Raw genomic sequence first — 16,409 nt, 5'->3', positions numbered from 1 at the left:
GATCATAAGGCGTTAAAACAGAAGTTGGGGATACTTCCGGTCCGACTGCCTATATACTTGAAGCCCTTACTGCTTGATCGACGCATGGCTTCACGTACCCCCCAGCTGCAGCGCTTTTTCTATAGCCATCACTTCTTCGGCGGCCTGCGCCAGGCAATTGGAGTGATGCTTCCCGCCCTGCTGATCGCGGGCGTTTTCCAGTTGTACAGCATAGGCATGGTTGCAGCCATTGGCGCCGCGTGCGTGGCCATCATCGACCAGCCGGGCGGGCCTCGACGCTATGGCACCAACGGCATGCTGGGCGCCATATTCCTGGGCTCCATCACCGCCGCGGTCACTGGCCTGGCCTCGACGAATAATGTCCTGATGTGGCTGGTGGTGCCCGCCCTTTGTTTCCTGTTCTCGATGTTCACCGTATTCGGCAAGCAAGGCGGGCTGCTGGGTTTCGCTTGCCTGCTGCTGATGACGCTCACGATGCGTACCCCGCTTGATCCTCACGACGTACTCCTTCACACGATTTACTCGTTCCTGGGCGGGCTCTTCTACTTCGCGTTCAGTTTTCTCGCGCATCGCCTGCTGTGGCATCGTGAAGAACAGCAGGCCTTATCAGTCGCCTTGTTCGCCACGGCCGACTACATCGAGGCAAGGTCGCAGTTTTACGACGTCAATGCCGATCTCGACGCCACGTATCGCAAGCTGATACATGCCCAGTCGGCCATGACCGAGAAGCACCAGGCCGCGCGCGACACCGTCTTGCGTGAGCTGCCCAAAGGAGGCGGGCGCAGTGACCGGCTAAGGGCCGCGTCGCTAAATGTCTTCATCGACATGGTCGCCCTGCTTGATAGCCTGGTGGCGACGCACACCGATTACGCGACGCTGCGGCGCATGGTTCCCGACAGCGATGTGCTGATATTCGCTCGCGATGCCCTGCACAAGCTCGCGGAAAACGTATCACACATTGCCTTGAACATTGCGCGCAACCGAAGGGTCAAGGAGCGAAATAGCGTCAAGGCGGAAATACGCGCCATTGAATACGAAATGGAAAAGTACCGCGAGGCCGGGCTCGTCGAGAAAGAACCCGAAGTCTATGCCTTGCTGATCCAGGTATTGCGCCGCATACGCAATGCCACGCGGCTGGTGGATCGCATGGCCGAACACACCAGCAATACCAACAGTGCCGAACTGGTCGACATGCGCGTGAACAAGGCGCTCGATCGGTTTCTGTCCCGACAGACCTGGCGCATCGGCATGCTGACCAGCAATCTGCGCCTGGACTCCCCGCATTTCCGGTATGCAAGCCGCGTGGCGATCGCCGCACTGCTTGCGATGACGATCACCGCGGTGGTGTCGTATACCAGTCTGCGCGAGCTTGTTCCTGGACAAGGGCTGCACGGCTATTGGATCATCCTGACGATACTCGTCATCATGAAGCCCGGTTTCGCCCTGACAAGACAGCGTAACGGCTGGCGGCTGGCCGGCACGCTCATCGGCTGCGTGCTGGCGCTAATACTTTTCAACGTCACAGATAGCCCAAATATTTACCTGGCCATGCTGGTCGTGACCTGCGTACTGGGGTACAGCCTGATACAGGTGAACTACATGGTCTCCGCCGTATTCAATACGGTATTTGTGCTGCTCGTATTTCATTTCCTTTCGCCCACCACCAACGTCCTGATTGTGGAGCGATTGCTCGATACTCTTATCGCCTGCGGCATTGCCTTGCTTTGCAGCTATATTCTGCCCTGGTGGGAACATAACTTCATGGGGTCCCTGGCCAATGCCGTCCAGAAAGCCGATCGCGAATTCCTGAAGACAGGCCTGCATTACGCGGCACTGACCCGCGCGCAAGCGGCCGCACGCGCGTCCGGAGCACCGGATAGCAGCACGCTGGATGCCGAGCAACAAGAGGCCGAAGTGCGCTGGAGACTTGCCCGAAAAAACGTATACATCGCCTTTGCCAACTTCGCTGGCGCGTTCTATCGGATGATGGACGAACCTGTGAAGCGTCAAAACGATGTGCCGGCGCTGAATAACCTGATGATTCAGTTCCATGTACTGGCTTTGCAGATAAGCGCTGCAATCCCCATCCTGGCAAGCCTGCAAACCGTACCCCAGGGAGTACAGGAATCGCTGGACGCGGTAGGCACGTATCTGGAAGGCAACGATGCAAATCCACCGGCCTCCATCGAAACTGAAGGGGAACTGGCTTCGCTGGCCTATCCGTTGCGGCAAATGGTCAAGGCGGCGCAGCTGGTGCGGCAGGAAATTCGGGGCGTTGCAGCGGCCTGACACTGGCCGCTGTAGCAACCGGCCACCCTACCGGCCGGAACACGCAAATCGTGACCGCTAGACGGGGCTGGCACGCCTGAATACCAGCTTTTCCGGCGTGGAAACTGCTGCATCGAACGCATAGCCTTCGCTGTCGAAGTCCAACAACTTCTTGGGGTCGGTAATCTTGTGATCGATGATATGCCGCGCCATCAAGCCGCGCGCGCGTTTTGCATTGAAGCTGATCACTTTCCAGACGCCATTCTTGAAGTCCTGGAATACGCACTGCACCACCCTGGCCTGCAGTACTGCAAGATCCACGGCCTTGAAGTACTCTTCAGACGCCAGGTTCAGCACTACCGCCTTAGCCTTGTCCTTGCCCATCTCCGACAAGCGCTCGTTCAAATACTGGGCGATACGGGGCCGCCAAAAATCATAAAGCGTATTGCCTTCGCTGGTGCGCAGCCGCGTACCCATTTCCAAGCGATATGGCTGCATCAGATCCAAGGGTCGCAGCACCCCATACAAACCGCTCAGAACCGCCACATGTTCCTGAGCCCACTTCAGCTTGGCATCCGACAGGCCTGATGCGTCGAGCTTTTCGTACACGTCGCCGTTAAAGGCCAACACGGCCTGACGCGAATTCGTCTGTGTGAACCTGGGTTCCCAGGCGGCATAACGCTGTACGTTCAACTGCGCCAGCGCATCGCTAAGCTTCATCAACTCAGCGATCTGGGTAGCGGACTTCTTCTTCAATACGTCGATCAGTTCACCAGCCTGTTCTACAAACAAAGGCTGCGTGTGTAGCGTTGTCCGTACCGGTGAATCGTAATCCAGCTTTTTTGCCGGTGACAGTAACAGCAACATTCTTCTCTTCCCTTATTGCTTATTGGTTCTTAGTCTCAGCCGGGCTTTGACGCCAAAGCACCAAAGCCCGTTTACTGGTTACCTTGCGGTCCAGCCGCCATCGAGCGTAAGCGTAGTTCCGGTCATTTGATCAGCAGCTTCGGAAGCCAGGAATACCGCTGCGCCGCCCAGCTGCTTCGGTGTGACGAACTGCAGCGACGGCTGCTTTTCCATGAGGAGTTGCTTGGCCGCCTCGTCAATGCTTACACCATTTTTCTGGGCGAGTGCTTCGATCTGTTTTTCGACCAGGGCGGTACGCACCCAGCCCGGGCAAATTGCATTGCACGTAACACCGTTACCGGCATTTTCAAGCGCAGTCACCTTGGTCAGGCCGACTACGCCGTGCTTGGCAGCAACGTAAGCAGATTTCGTGGCCGAAGCGACCAGGCCATGCGCTGATGCAATATTGATAATGCGCCCCCAACCTTGTTTCTTCATGTAGGGCAGAGCCGCGGCGGAGCCATGGAAGACGGCAGAAAGATTAAGCGCAATAACAGCGTCCCATCGATCAACGGGGAAGTCTTCGATCAGGTCCGTGTGCTGGATGCCCGCATTATTGACCAGTATGTCGATTCCGCCCAGCGCCTGGACGGCCTCATCGATGAATTGGCGAGTCGCCGCCGCCTGCATCAGGTCCGCATTGATGTAATACGCCTTGATGTCGAACTCGAGCTCTAGGTTGACCCGTTCTTTTTCGATCGCGGCGGCTTCCCCGAAACCATTGATCACCACATGGGCGCCGTTCGAGGCCAGCTCGCGAGCGATCGCCAAGCCTATACCACTGGTCGAACCAGTAATCACTGCACGTTTACCTGTAAGCATATTGTTCCTTTAAGAGGTGATCAGATTCAGCCCTGGGCCGCTGTATAAGTGTACCGTCTGGATTCGTTACCTTTGGGGGGCGCATGTCAACGTCAAGCCGATTATGAGTTTTTTTATTTCCTTGCTAGAATAGCGGACTTGCCCGATATGCATCAAACCCTCGACCGGTTTTTTAATCAACATACAGGCAATCGATTGACGTTTATGGCAACTATTAGACGGCAAATCGATAGAACAAATAGGACAGGTGGCAGAGTGGTCGAATGCGCTGGACTCGAAATCCAGTGTACGTTTAGGCGTACCGTGAGTTCGAATCTCACCCTGTCCGCCACTCAGATAATTAAAAACCCGCAAAGCAGATGCTTTGCGGGTTTTTTCTTGGCTCTTTCGGATTTACTTTGGCTCTGGCATCGACCGTGCCTTTAAAACACTGAGCGATAGCCAAATAGAGCAGCCGATCCGCCAGTATGAACGAATACGACAGTTTGGCCACGAGTGAACTGGCCTGCGCGTATCTGGCCGATCAGCCCCGCCATGCCTTTGCCGGAATAGACGGGATCAAGAAGGATGCCTTCTTTCTGGGCACATAAAGTCAGGGCTTCGATCATTCCAGGAGTGGGCTGACCGTAGCCTGCGCCAACATAGCCGTCGTCCGCACATGAGGCGGATGCCTGGATTTTTGTTGGTAACCCCAACAGCGCTGCAGTTTCATTGGCCAACTTAAGGACATTTGCCTCTTGGGGCTCTTTCCGAGCACGCACACTGATGCCCATGACGGGAATGCCGCTATGCGTACCTTCGAAGGCAGCGAGCAATCCAGCTTGCGTCCCTGTGCTGCCGGTGGCATGTACAACCGAGTCGATAGACAATCCCAGATCATAGGCTTGCTGCATGATCTCCATGCCGCAGGCGACGTAGCCCAAGGCACCGATCGCATTGCTGCCGCCACCCGGAATAACGTAAGGCACGGATCCCTGCCCACGAAGTTCCTCGGCAAGAGTCGCCATTGCGGCATTCATATCGGTACCAGCTGGCAGGCGTGCGACAATTTCACCGCCCAGCAGTCTGTCGAGCATCACATTCCCGGACTCCGCGTATTCCTCGTCAAGATTGGTGACACGATTCTCGAGAAGCACCTTGGTTTTCAAGCCAACGATCGTCGCGGCGGCAATTGTCTGGCGTACGTGGTTTGATTGAGTCGCGCCCTGCGTGATGATCGTATCGGCACCCTTCAATAGGGCATCCGCTATCAGGAATTCCAGTTTTCTTGTCTTGTTGCCGCCTGAAGCGAGTCCGGTGCAATCGTCGCGCTTGATATAGATTTCCGGACCTGCCAGATGGTCGCTCAGATTCTTCATGTGTTCGAGCGGCGTTGGAAAATGGCCGAAACGTTTACGGGGAAATTTGGCAAGATTCATTGGTGTGGGTTTCCGAGTGGATGGACTGTCAAAGGTGAGAAAGAGTTGGATCTTGCGGCAAATCAGGCGTAGGTAGCGCAGCTTTTATGGCGGCTTTGGCCAGGGCCGCAGTTGAGTCTATGTAGCCGTCTTCTATCGCAACCCCTACGGCCTTCAGTGCCATGGGCAATTCTGTGCAGCCGAGTACGATGTACTCGAGGCCACGGGCACGAAGACGATGTACGCATTCCTGGATCAGGATGCCTGCATCTTGCACGCGCCCTGCTTTGACCAATCCGATGGCCGGTATGACGAATTCCTGAATCTCTGATTCAGTGGGCGCGACGAACTGCAGCGCTGAACCGTTGTCGGGCCGATTTGCATAGATACCGGCCGCAAACGTAGCCGGCGTGGCAAGCAGACCTACCGGTGCATCTGGTTTCAGCCCACGTTCCGCAAGCACTTCAAGAACCGAATCGACGATATGAATGAAAGGAAGGTCCGTCGCAGCGGCCAAATCTTTGTGCCAGTAGTGTGCCGTATTGCACGGCATGACAATAAAGTCTGCGCCCGCCCGTTCAAGACGCCGCAACGACTCCGTAAGCTGCGGCAGCGGGCTTTCCGTAGCACGAAGAATCGCTCCCACACGATCGGGAATTTGCGGGATCTGCGCCACGATGGCGGGAATATGCTCCTGATCGCTCAAGGAAGGGCTTAATTCAACTAGCTGCTGCATGAAATCGACCGTGGCCAGCGGTCCCATCCCGCCAATCACTCCAACTATACGGGGGGTCCGTGCAGGCCGAAATTCTTTCATACAGGAATCCTCTTTCGCAGTCATAGCAAGGGAGTCGAATCAGGCAAGCGACCGGTCGCCAGCAGACGGGCTTTCAGACGGCTGAAGACGCGCAAGGCGTTGCCACCCAACACTTGCTGGCGCACTTCCGGCTGCAGCCACTGCACCGCATCGATATAGCGTTTCGTATCATCGAAATTGAATCCGGTTTGCGGATCCACGCCTTTGACGGCGCCAATGATCTCGGACGCGAATAGAATATTCTGCGCAGGCACTACGTTCAAAAGCAGTTCAATGCCCGGTTGGTGATACACACACGTATCGAAGTACACGTTGTTCATCAGTGTTTCCAGAGGCGGGCGTCCCATGTTCTGAGCAAGCCCACGATAGCGGCCCCAGTGGTAGGGCACGGCTCCGCCTCCGTGCGGAATAATGAATTTCAGCGTGGGAAAGTCACTGAACAAATCAGAGTCGAGGAACTGCATGAATGCGGTCGTATCGCCATTCAGATAATGCGCGCCGGTGAAATGAAAATGTGGATTGCAAGAACAACTGGTGTGCACCATAGCCGGCACATCGAGTTCGACCATCTTTTCGAATAAGGGATACCAATGACGGTGGGTTAGCGGAGGATCAGTCCAGTAGCCATCGGTAGGGTCCGGGTTGATGTTGCAGCCGACAAAGCCCAGTTCCTCCACGCAACGCAGCAGTTCCGGTATGCAGTCCGCCGGGCTTACGCCGGGCGACTGCGGCAATTGACAGACGCCGACAAGCTCATCCGGATAGAGCGTGACGGCTCTGTGTATAAGATCATTGCAATGGCGTGTCCAAACTTCGCTGGTTTTCGAATCGCCAACATGGTGCGCCATTCCGCCCGCACGCGGAGAGAACAGGGTAAGGTCTACGCCGCGCTCCCGCTGAATGCGAAGTTGATTACCCTCGAGGGAATCGCGGATCTCGTCGTCGCTGACAACGACACCTGGATCCATGGGCTTTCCTTTCGGGTCACCCAACATATCGAGCTGCCAAGCTCGAAAATCACCAAGCGCCTTGGGCGCCGTCGTATAGTGACCATGGCAATCAATGATCATGTCCAAATCCATCCTGGCTAAGCTTATTGTCAATTCACCGGCATCTGCCGGCCGTATCGGCTACACAGCGCCAAATCAATCGCTGCTAAGACCTGCCTTTTTCACCACGCCAGCCCATTTCGTGACCTGATCACGGAAGAATGTCGCGAACTCTTCGGATGTGCCTCCGCCCACCGTAATAGCCATTTTTTGGAGCTTTTCCTGGACTGTCTTGTCCTGCAACGCCTTGTTGATGTTCTGGTTGAGCACCTGCACGACGTCTGCCGGTGTACCTTTGGGTACAGCGAATCCCCACCACACTTTCGCTTCCAGATCGGGGTAGCCCAGCTCTTTTGCCGTCGGGACATCTGGCAACTGAGGAATGCGCTCTGCGCTGTCCACCATGAGCGCACGCAGCTTCTTGGCTTCTACTTGCGGAACCGCTTCCAGCGGATTTAGGAACATGAATGTAACCCGACCGGTGACCAGGTCCAGCTTTGCCGGAGCTCCGCCCTTGTACGGCACATGGAGCATATGCGAATCGGTGGTGACCCGCAGCAATTCAGAGGCCAGATGAGGCGCACTGCCACTGCCGGACGTCGCAAACGAAATAGCTTCCTGATCGGCCTTGGCGGCCCGGATCAGATCATCGAACGTTTTATACGGCGAGTCGTGTGCCACGACAAGTATCAGCGGTGCATAACCGACATAGGCGACCGGCGTCAGGTCCGTCAGTTCGCTGAACGAGCGCTTGGGATACATCGTAGGGTTTGTCGCCAAGCCATTGGCAGCGAGCAGCATGGTGTAGCCGTTAGCTGCGGAATTGACGACGAGCGCCGTACCGATATTTCCGTTGCCTCCCGCGCGATTTTCGACGATAACAGGTTGACCAGTTTGGGCGCTGATGCTGTCGGCAAAAATTCGCCCAAGAGTATCGACCGCTCCGCCAGGCGGGAACGGTACCACCAGCGTAATCGGCTTTTCCGGAAATGCCGCACTGGCTGGCGCGACTACCGCCCCCAAGGCAATGACAGCCCCCATAGCCACCATACCCAACGTTCGACTGAAATTCATTTTCATTGTTATGTCTCCTCTGTGCTTTTGTTTACGGTGACGGCGTGCGGCTGCTTCAACACAGATGCTGCACCGGCCTGTGGAAGAATATTATTCCTTGGCGCGCTCCATTGAAAAGAGACATTTCCGCCTAGCTGTTATTCCAGTAAGGAATAGCGCCGCATGAATTAGACCGTACTCCAGAACGAAATGTGACTACCGCAGCTCAATCCCGTTTCGGCGTCGAGGCGTGCAGAAGTTCCTGCAGAAGCTCGGTGGTTCGCAAGACCAGCGTTGTCGGTGGGCGTTCGGCCGATGTGGCAAGTGCCAGAACACTACACATGCTGGGCCCGACAATACGACGCGTCATCACGTGGTCCAGGGCTTCAGCGGTAGTGATGGCATGCCGAGTTGCAATGGCATAGCCTTCGTTTTGGGAAACGAGACTCACAATGGTTGCGACCGCGTCAATCTCGACGGCAATCATTGGCTTGAGCCCCATATTGGCGAGCCGCGTCTCGATCATCATGCGCAAGGGATGCGGTCGGCAAGGAATAATCAGTGGCAACTCCGCAACTTTACGCATTGGTATGGAAGGCCCGCTGGCTGCCTGCGTACGCTTTTTGTACGCCAGCAACAGAAGGTCGTCTTCTCGGATGGGAATAATGTCCAGGCTGGGCGAAGGAACCGGGTCGTGTAGCAAGGCAATGTCGATACGTCCCGATAACAGCCATTCGTGCAAATGGACAGTCAGGCCTTCGGTAATACACAGATTCGCCTTGGGGTAGCGCCTGCGAAACTCTTTGACGAAGGGACTACTCAGTGATCGTCCGACAGCATAAGGGAAACCGATAGTCACACGGCCCAGAGGGCTGCCACGCGCGTCTTCCACGTCGTGGCGGGCATGTTCGAATTGCATCTGGATTGTACGACCATGGGCCAGCAGACGTTTGCCTGCCTCGGTCAGGAGTACGCCACGCCCATTGCGATAGAACAGCGTCTGCCGAAGTTCGACTTCCAGGCGTCGCACCTGCCGGCTTAATGCGGGTTGTCCCACGCCAAGCACCAAAGCTGCCTGCGTGAAGCTGCCCAATTCAGCCACGTAAATGAAGTATTCGAGCTGCCGCAAATCCATTCCACTGGCCTTTGAGGAGGATTATGGCGTACCTGGAACCATATTCGTCGTTGGTTGTTATAAGCCCCAAGGCAGGCAAGGCAGGATGAGCATCATCCACAATGCCAAACAAATTTGGCTGTGCCAAATCATAACGCAGGCCTATTGCTAGCAATAGTGAAATCGCTATTCACGACCGAGCTCAGGCCGGCCCGCATTCCATGATATTGTCGAATCCTTGCGTACCTGCCTTCCTGGATGCGTTCAACCCTAAATCCATCACCGCCTCTCGACTATGCAACCTGTCCTGCCCGCTTTCCTGATCGCCCGCTGGTTATTGGTACTGGTCGTACTCGCAGGCCTTTATTTTCTTAGCGGCTTCCTGGTTCCTGTGCTGGCGGCATTGATCGTGGGATTGGCAAGCTGGCCCCTGTACCAGCGCCTGCTGCGGCGCTGCAACGGACGCAACGCGATCGCCGCCTCACTGGCCCTGGCCATCGTCATCGTCGTACTCATCGCCCCCTTATCATTGGCATTGACCTATGCCATCCAGGAGGCGAGCAGTTTCATAGGCTGGGCTCTGGATGCCAATCGCAATGGCATGCCGACGCCTGACTGGATCCTGGCCCTGCCCCTGGTGGGCCCTCGCCTGGCGGATTATTGGGTCACCTATCTGGGTGAGCCTCATGCGCTGGGAACCGTCGTGGAAATGGTCAGCGGCGAGCATCTGGGCAATATCTATCGCATGCTGCTGGCCGCCACAGGCGATATCTTCCGGCTATTGCTGACGGTCGTCTTCATGCTGATTACCTTGTTCTTTGTCTACAAAGACGGCATCCGGATCATGGGTCAGCTGGACATCGTGGGCGAACGCATTCTGCCCACGCGCTGGAAACGCTTTTCACGTGTAGTGCCGGCAACGATCAACTCCACCGTCACAGGCATGGGCCTGATTGCCCTTGGTGAAGGCGTGGTACTGGGTTTGGCTTACTGGGTAGCCGGCGTGCCGTCGCCAGTGCTGCTGGGCGTCGTGACAGGCTTCATGGCTTTGATACCCGGTGGTGCCCCCCTTTCGTTCACCCTCGTATCCGTGTACCTGGTTGGCTCGGGTAATCCGATGGCCGGCCTGGGCCTGTTCGTATGGGGTGCGGTTGAACTGTTCATCGTCGACAAGACCTTGCGACCGCGCCTGGTCGGCGGTCCTGTCAAGCTGCCGTTCCTGCCGACCTTCTTTGGCTTGATCGGGGGCGTCAAGACCATGGGCCTGGTGGGTCTGTTCATTGGCCCGGTGCTCATGGCGCTGCTGGTGGCAATCTGGCGCGAGTGGATACTTGAAGACGACCATAATGCCACTACGCCGCGGACTCCACGGCGGCCTACCCCCGAGCAGCCGGCAGAGCCCACGTCGGCATTACTGGCGCATCCGCCCGGCAAATCAAGATAATGCATTCTCCGCCATATGGCCGAGCGAAGCAGTAAGCGACTTTTCCGTGCGAGCCTGAGTGCCGCCGCACACCGCGATCTACCTCTCTGTCGACAACAAAATGTACGCCAAACAGCCTAGCCTGAGCTCCCTAATTCTAGGAGCTTAACGCTTACGGCTGATGGCTGGCCGAAACTCAAATCTGCTACAAGTTGTACATATTTTGAACCTATGGTGAAAGGCGGGGCAACAGCCTCTGTGCGGGCCGAAACAGTACTCGATCGGCCCTCCAGTTCCCCTCCGTATTCGCCGACTTCAAAAAAAGAAAATCATTGCAGATTTGGGGGGAAGACACATGCATTGCCACGTCGACAAGTCGTCCGAGGTATCGGGCTCACCGTTCCATTTCGCGGGCGCCGATGACACACCGGAGAGCCCAGCGGCCTGGTACGTTGCCTACACGGAATCGCGGCTGGAACAGTTGGCTTCCTTAAATCTGCAGCAACAAGGGTTTCTGACGTACCTGCCTATGTATCGCGGCATCCCGAAACGTTCGGTGAAGTCCAAGGCAAGCATGCCCGGTAAAGCAGCTGCGAGCCTTGAACCGATGTTTCCACGTTACCTGTTTTTCAAACCCGCCAGCCAGAAGCAATCCATCAGCAGCGTCCGGTCTACGCGCGGGGTAAGCGCGGTCGTGAGGTTCGGCTCTTACTTTGCACAAGTTCAGCCCGAAACTCTAGCCGCCCTGCGGCATCACGAAGAGTTCGGCGCCCCGCAAGACCTCTCAGACCGCATGCTGCCGCAACGCGGCAGCCGCGTCAAACTCCTGGACCCGGCACTCAATGGCCTGGAAGGCCTTGTGGATTCAGTGTCGGCCCAACGAGTGATTGTGCTGATGGAAATACTGGGCCGACAGACCCGAGTCAGGTTACGACCGCATCAAGTGGAACCAAGCTAAGGCGTTTCAAAGATAGTGCTGGAAAAAAGGCCTCGCCGGGGTGAGCGAGGCGCGACAGTCCTACCCCACTGACCCCATGTTTCAGTCATTGCAGTAGTAGAAGACCAAGTGATCTTGCCTCTGTGGCAAGAACACTGCGGCAGCCTGTTCAACGTTTGTCAATGAAAAGTGGATCCGATGAAACAATGGCATATTTTTCCGCGCTGGCATGCAGTGCCGCGCCTCGCCTCCGTCAGTGCGATGATAGCCACCTTCGCGCTGCTGTCTGCATGCAGTATGTCGCCTGGCATGCATATGGGCAAACCACAGGATGTGGCCAAGGCTCTTGAAGAAGAAGGTGCGCCGCCGGGCGCGCTCATGACGATATCTCCACAGCTCATCGAGCAGCAGCGTTCCGTCCGCGACACGACGGTCAACCAGCAGATCAGGCAGTTCTTCGGTGCGCCGGAAGAATACAGGGTCGGACCGGGCGACATCCTGAACATTGTTGTGTGGAATCATCCGGAATTGAGCTTGCCAATGGCCGGCTCCAACGTATCCACCAACTCGCTCAACATCGCGGACGTAGGCAACGGCTACAACGTCAGCCCTGACGGACTTATCCAATTCCCCTTTGTAGGAGCAGTCAAGGTGGCGGGCCTGACCGAATATCAGATTCGCTCCATGCTGACCCGCCGGATGAGTCCCTACGTCAGCGAACCACAACTTACGGTCCGAATCCAGGCCTATCGAAACGGGCGCATCTATGTCGATGGTGAAGTGCGGACGCCCGGATTACTGACCATGAACGACATCCCCATGACCTTGCCAGAGGCGATCAATCGCGCCGGCGGGCTTACACCGGACGCGGACCGATCATCGATAGTCTTGACGCGCAACGGCGTGGCAACCCAGATCAGCATGCCGCAGCTGACTCGCAATGGCATCAATCCGGCGCAGATCTACTTGGCCGACGGCGACCTCCTGCGTGTCATCAACAAGAATGATTCAAAGGTGTTCATGCTGGGTGATGTACACAGTCCGCGTGCCCAGCCCCTGCAGGATGGCGAGCTGACACTGGCACAAGCACTTGGTGAGGCGAGCGGCATCAATCCGGAAACCGGCAACCCCAGGCAGGTCTACGTCATCCGTAAAGGCGTCCAGGGGAACGCCGAAATCTATCATCTCGACGCCAGTGTACCTACCGCCCTGGTCCTGGCTGCCGACTTCGAGCTGAAAGCCCGCGACATGGTGTTCGTCGACCCTGCTCCGATCGTGAGATGGAACCGCGTCATCAGCATGCTGCTGCCCAGTTATGGTGCCGTCAGCGCCACCCGGGACATGACACGATGAATCGCCCAGACATGAACAATCCCTACCCATTGGCTCCTGCCGGTCAGTCCTCGCCTATCATCTTTGCCCAACCCTACGGCGCCCAGAATAACAGTGAAGACATCAATTTCCTGGGCCTGCTCGATACCGCGAGGAACGCCCGATGGTTGATCATCAGCACGGTCATGACGGCCTTGCTGATCGGCGGGGCCTATGCGCTGTTCACCCAACCCATTTATCAATCCGACGCATTGGTCCAGGTCGAGCAGAATCGCAGCAGTCCGACCGGCACCAACCTTCTCAGCGAGCTGTCGTCTATTTTCAACGTCCAGTCTCCAGCGACCGCTGAAATCGAGATCCTGAGATCCCGCCTTGTTGTCGGCGAGGCAAGCGATAAATTGCAGCTGTATGTCGATGCAACGCCCAACTACGTGCCCATCGTCGGCCGATGGCTTGCCAAGCATGCCACCGACCTGTCGAACCCGCGGCTGTTCGAGATGGGAAGCCACGTTTTTGGCGGCTATGTATGGGGCAGGGAATCCATAAAAGTCGCCCAGCTTGACGTCCCTCCGAAACTGGAAAACAAGAAGCTCACGCTCACGCGTACCGCAACGGGCTATACCCTGCATGGACCGGAGGGCGAAATGCTTGCAGCGGGCACTATCGGAGCCGTCACGCTGATCAATGCGGGCGACCAGCAGGGCCGCATGGTGATCAGCGAACTGGCCGCCAAGGCAGATGCCCGCTTTACCTTGATACGTCGATCACGCCAGAACATCATCCAGGAACTACAGGACAAGCTGGTGATCGATGAAAAAGGCAAACCTTCCGGCGTGCTTTCCATGACGCTCAACGGAACGGATCCGCTGCGGATCACGAACATACTCAATGCGATCGGCGTCGCCTATGTGAAACAGAATACGGAACGCAAGGCCGCTGAAGCAGAAAAATCCCTGGACTTCCTGGAGGGCTTCCTACCCCAACTCAAGACACAGATGGACGAGTCCGACAACAAGTACACCGCATTCCGGGATGCCCATGGCACCTTCAATCTTGGGACAGAAGGCACGCTCTCTTTGAATACGTCGGTCGCCATGCAGACCAAGTTGTTTGAACTTCAACAGAGACGCAGGGAATTGAGCGCCCAATTTGGAGCATCGCACCCCACGATCCGATCCCTGGACGGACAAATCACAGCGCTGGAAGCCGAAGTCGCCAGGCTTACCGCACACATCAAGACACTGCCTGAGCTGGAGCAGCAGCTGCTCAATCTCATGCGGGATGTGAAGGTCAATGGCGAGCTGTACGCCAGCTTGCTCAATAGCGCGCAGCAATTACGGCTGGTCAAGGAAGGCAAGGTCGGCAACGTGCGTATGGTGGACACAGCAGTGGTGCCCGACCTGCCTGTGCGCCCTGACCGGCCCCTGATACTGGCCGTTTCGGCATTACTCGGACTCCTGCTCGGCATCGGCCTTGCCTTCCTGCGCAGCTTCCTTCGCAACGGTGTCAAGGCGCCCGGCGACATCGAGTCGACGCTGGGAATGAGTGTCTTCGCCACGGTACCTCGAGTGACGCCTGGCGCTGGCCGCCGATCAGGATTCAATGGGGGCCGAGGCGTCAAATATGTATTAGCCGAAAGCTCACCCGGCGATCCCGCGATAGAAAGCCTGCGCAGCTTGCGCACCGCCCTACGCTATGCGCTGCAGGATGCCGAAAACAACATCATCATGCTGACCGGGCCGACGGCGAATATCGGCAAAACATTCACCAGCGTCAATCTGGCGGCGGTACTCGGAGCTGCCGACAAGCGGGTACTGCTTATCGACGCGGACTTCCGCAGCGGCAGCATGCATCGATATTTTGAACTGGAGCGGTATAACGGATTCAGTGACCTGATTCACGGCAGTGCGACCCTGCCCGAAGTCTTGCACAAATCGGTCATGCCGAACGTCGACCTCATCACCACTGGCGTGCTCCCGCACAACCCCGCTGAAGTGCTGTTGTCTCCCAACGCAGTTCAGCTCCTGCACCAGCTGGCGGAACGCTACGACGTTGTCTTGGTGGATACCGCTCCAGTACTCCCGGTGTCCGATGCAATGGCGCTGGCGCCTCATGTGGGAACTGTCTTTATGCTGGCCCGGGCACAGGTGAGTACCTTGAGCGAGCTGGAGGAGTCCGCCAAACGCTTGAACCAGGTCGGTGCACAAGTCAAGGGCGTGATCTTCAACGATTTCGACGCGTCGAGCCAGCGCTTCAGTTCGCGCTACGGCAGTTATCAACATGGCTATGTCCCTTACGGGAGCAATGTCCCCCGATGAACGGCAATAAAGAAAAATACAAGAAGCTGTGCACCGAGGAGCCGTCCATTCCGATCTTTTCACAAGATTGGTGGCTTGACGCGACAGCAGGCTCCCATAACTGGGATGTTGCCCTGGTGGAGAACCGGGACAACATCGCTGCGTGCATGCCTTATGTGACGAACAAGCGGGCCGGCTTGAAGATATCCACGGTACCGCCATTGACATATTGCCTCGGGCCATGGCTGCGACCGGTACCCGCCAAACAGGTCAATTGCATCAGCAGACAAAAAGACGTAATGGAGAAATTGATCGAACAGCTACCCGCATTCGATCATTTCAAACAGCAATGGCATTACAGCCAAACAAACTGGCTGCCGTTCTACTGGCGTGGCTTTGAACAAACAACGCAATACACATACGTGCTGAGCCTGCAGTCCGATGCCAAATCCACTTGGCAAGGATTGCATGAAAGCACAAGACGGGAAATCCGAAAGGCCATGGGGAGGGGCGGCCTTTGCGTGCGCGATGACCTGTCAGTGGATGAGTTCCTTCCATTGCATCAGAAGGTTTATGAAAGGCAGAACCTGCCCATGCCCTACTCCGAAGATGTCGTCAAAATGCTTGATGAAGCGTGCGCACGCCGCAATCGCCGCAAGATCTTCATTGCAGAAGATCAACACGGCGCCCGACACGCCGGCGTCTATTTGATCTGGGACGATACCAGCGCCTATTACCTCATGGGCGGCAGTGATCCCGAATGGCGCAATAGCGGTGCGATGAGCCTGTGCATGTGGGAAGCCATCAAGTTTGCCTCCACGATGACGCTGCGCTTCGATTTTTGCGGGTCCATGATCAAGAGCATCGAACGTTTCGTGCAGGCATTCGGTGGACTGCAGACACCTTATTTCGCGGTTTCAAAGACACCGTCGAAGCTCGCGGCATCCATCCTGTTCATCAGGTCACTGGCAAACTCTCACGCAACACGATGACC

General features: G+C 56.5%; 13 protein-coding genes and 1 tRNA gene. 7 read left to right on the top strand and 7 right to left on the bottom strand.

Annotated elements, in window-relative coordinates; genetic code table 11:
- Positions 1-84 precede the first annotated feature (84 nt).
- A complete protein-coding gene (locus CR159_RS00815) occupies positions 85-2,289 on the top strand; it encodes an FUSC family protein (protein WP_102072100.1) in 2,205 nt (734 codons plus the stop codon).
- Between the two features lie 57 nt (positions 2,290-2,346).
- Here the strand turns inward: CR159_RS00815 and yaaA are convergent, their stop codons facing one another.
- The gene (gene yaaA / locus CR159_RS00810; RefSeq protein WP_102072099.1) at positions 2,347-3,135 is read right to left on the bottom strand and encodes a peroxide stress protein YaaA; all 789 of its coding nucleotides are present in this window, start codon (positions 3,133-3,135) and stop codon (positions 2,347-2,349) included.
- Between the two features lie 78 nt (positions 3,136-3,213).
- A complete protein-coding gene (locus tag CR159_RS00805; protein ID WP_102072098.1) occupies positions 3,214-3,996 on the bottom strand; it encodes a 3-hydroxybutyrate dehydrogenase in 783 nt (260 codons plus the stop codon).
- A 241-nt stretch (positions 3,997-4,237) separates the two neighbouring features.
- On the opposite strand from CR159_RS00805, the gene CR159_RS00800 reads away from it, so the two are divergent.
- Positions 4,238-4,327, top strand: a tRNA-Ser gene (locus CR159_RS00800).
- A 91-nt stretch (positions 4,328-4,418) separates the two neighbouring features.
- Here CR159_RS00800 and cuyA read toward each other — a convergent pair.
- The 5 genes from cuyA to CR159_RS00775 all read right to left on the bottom strand — a co-directional run bounded on the left by cuyA (position 4,419) and on the right by CR159_RS00775 (position 9,447).
- Complete coding sequence (gene cuyA / locus CR159_RS00795) at positions 4,419-5,414, bottom strand: D-cysteate sulfo-lyase (protein WP_102072097.1); 996 nt, start codon at positions 5,412-5,414, stop codon at positions 4,419-4,421.
- 28 nt (positions 5,415-5,442) lie between these two features.
- Complete coding sequence (gene cuyB / locus CR159_RS00790) at positions 5,443-6,210, bottom strand: cysteate racemase (RefSeq protein ID WP_158238481.1); 768 nt, start codon at positions 6,208-6,210, stop codon at positions 5,443-5,445.
- A gap of 20 nt (positions 6,211-6,230) precedes the next feature.
- A complete protein-coding gene (locus tag CR159_RS00785; RefSeq protein WP_102072095.1) occupies positions 6,231-7,280 on the bottom strand; it encodes an amidohydrolase family protein in 1,050 nt (349 codons plus the stop codon).
- A gap of 75 nt (positions 7,281-7,355) precedes the next feature.
- The gene (locus CR159_RS00780) at positions 7,356-8,339 is read right to left on the bottom strand and encodes a Bug family tripartite tricarboxylate transporter substrate binding protein (protein ID WP_102072094.1); all 984 of its coding nucleotides are present in this window, start codon (positions 8,337-8,339) and stop codon (positions 7,356-7,358) included.
- A 199-nt stretch (positions 8,340-8,538) separates the two neighbouring features.
- Entirely contained in the window at positions 8,539-9,447 is a 909-nt protein-coding gene (locus CR159_RS00775; protein ID WP_102072093.1) for a LysR family transcriptional regulator, read from the bottom strand.
- A gap of 274 nt (positions 9,448-9,721) precedes the next feature.
- Between CR159_RS00775 and CR159_RS00770 the strand changes: the two genes are divergently transcribed.
- The 5 genes from CR159_RS00770 to CR159_RS00750 all read left to right on the top strand — a co-directional run bounded on the left by CR159_RS00770 (position 9,722) and on the right by CR159_RS00750 (position 16,407).
- On the top strand, positions 9,722-10,870 hold the full coding sequence (locus CR159_RS00770; protein ID WP_102072092.1) for an AI-2E family transporter: 1,149 nt from the start codon (positions 9,722-9,724) through the stop codon (positions 10,868-10,870).
- Between the two features lie 334 nt (positions 10,871-11,204).
- Positions 11,205-11,807, top strand: a complete 603-nt coding sequence (nusG, locus tag CR159_RS00765; RefSeq protein WP_102072091.1) for a transcription termination/antitermination protein NusG — start codon at positions 11,205-11,207, stop codon at positions 11,805-11,807.
- Positions 11,808-11,984: 177 nt separating this feature from the next.
- A complete protein-coding gene (locus CR159_RS00760) occupies positions 11,985-13,139 on the top strand; it encodes a polysaccharide biosynthesis/export family protein (RefSeq protein ID WP_233208120.1) in 1,155 nt (384 codons plus the stop codon).
- Positions 13,136-15,436, top strand: coding sequence for a polysaccharide biosynthesis tyrosine autokinase (locus tag CR159_RS00755; RefSeq protein WP_233208119.1), 2,301 nt, complete (start codon positions 13,136-13,138; stop codon positions 15,434-15,436). The genes CR159_RS00760 and CR159_RS00755 overlap by 4 nt, the downstream gene beginning before the upstream one ends.
- Positions 15,433-16,407, top strand: a complete 975-nt coding sequence (locus CR159_RS00750; protein WP_102072090.1) for a GNAT family N-acetyltransferase — start codon at positions 15,433-15,435, stop codon at positions 16,405-16,407. The genes CR159_RS00755 and CR159_RS00750 overlap by 4 nt, the downstream gene beginning before the upstream one ends.
- Positions 16,408-16,409: the final 2 nt, after the last annotated feature.

Origin of the sequence: Pollutimonas subterranea, from assembly GCF_002849655.1 — a bacterium.
Classification (GTDB): domain Bacteria; phylum Pseudomonadota; class Gammaproteobacteria; order Burkholderiales; family Burkholderiaceae_B; genus Pollutimonas; species Pollutimonas subterranea.
This window is presented reverse-complemented; position numbering and strand designations above follow the sequence as displayed.

Bases quoted from the DNA above. Each gene is read 5' to 3' on its own strand.
- CR159_RS00815 (WP_102072100.1), top strand. From the start codon at position 85: ATGGCTTCACGTACCCCCCAGCTGCAGCGCTTTTTCTATAGCCATCAC.
- yaaA (WP_102072099.1), bottom strand. From the start codon at position 3,135: ATGTTGCTGTTACTGTCACCGGCAAAAAAGCTGGATTACGATTCACCG.
- CR159_RS00805 (WP_102072098.1), bottom strand. From the start codon at position 3,996: ATGCTTACAGGTAAACGTGCAGTGATTACTGGTTCGACCAGTGGTATA.
- cuyA (WP_102072097.1), bottom strand. From the start codon at position 5,414: ATGAATCTTGCCAAATTTCCCCGTAAACGTTTCGGCCATTTTCCAACG.
- cuyB (WP_158238481.1), bottom strand. From the start codon at position 6,210: ATGAAAGAATTTCGGCCTGCACGGACCCCCCGTATAGTTGGAGTGATT.
- CR159_RS00785 (WP_102072095.1), bottom strand. From the start codon at position 7,280: ATGATCATTGATTGCCATGGTCACTATACGACGGCGCCCAAGGCGCTT.
- CR159_RS00780 (WP_102072094.1), bottom strand. From the start codon at position 8,339: ATGAAAATGAATTTCAGTCGAACGTTGGGTATGGTGGCTATGGGGGCT.
- CR159_RS00775 (WP_102072093.1), bottom strand. From the start codon at position 9,447: ATGGATTTGCGGCAGCTCGAATACTTCATTTACGTGGCTGAATTGGGC.
- CR159_RS00770 (WP_102072092.1), top strand. From the start codon at position 9,722: ATGCAACCTGTCCTGCCCGCTTTCCTGATCGCCCGCTGGTTATTGGTA.
- nusG (WP_102072091.1), top strand. From the start codon at position 11,205: ATGCATTGCCACGTCGACAAGTCGTCCGAGGTATCGGGCTCACCGTTC.
- CR159_RS00760 (WP_233208120.1), top strand. From the start codon at position 11,985: ATGAAACAATGGCATATTTTTCCGCGCTGGCATGCAGTGCCGCGCCTC.
- CR159_RS00755 (WP_233208119.1), top strand. From the start codon at position 13,136: ATGAATCGCCCAGACATGAACAATCCCTACCCATTGGCTCCTGCCGGT.
- CR159_RS00750 (WP_102072090.1), top strand. From the start codon at position 15,433: ATGAACGGCAATAAAGAAAAATACAAGAAGCTGTGCACCGAGGAGCCG.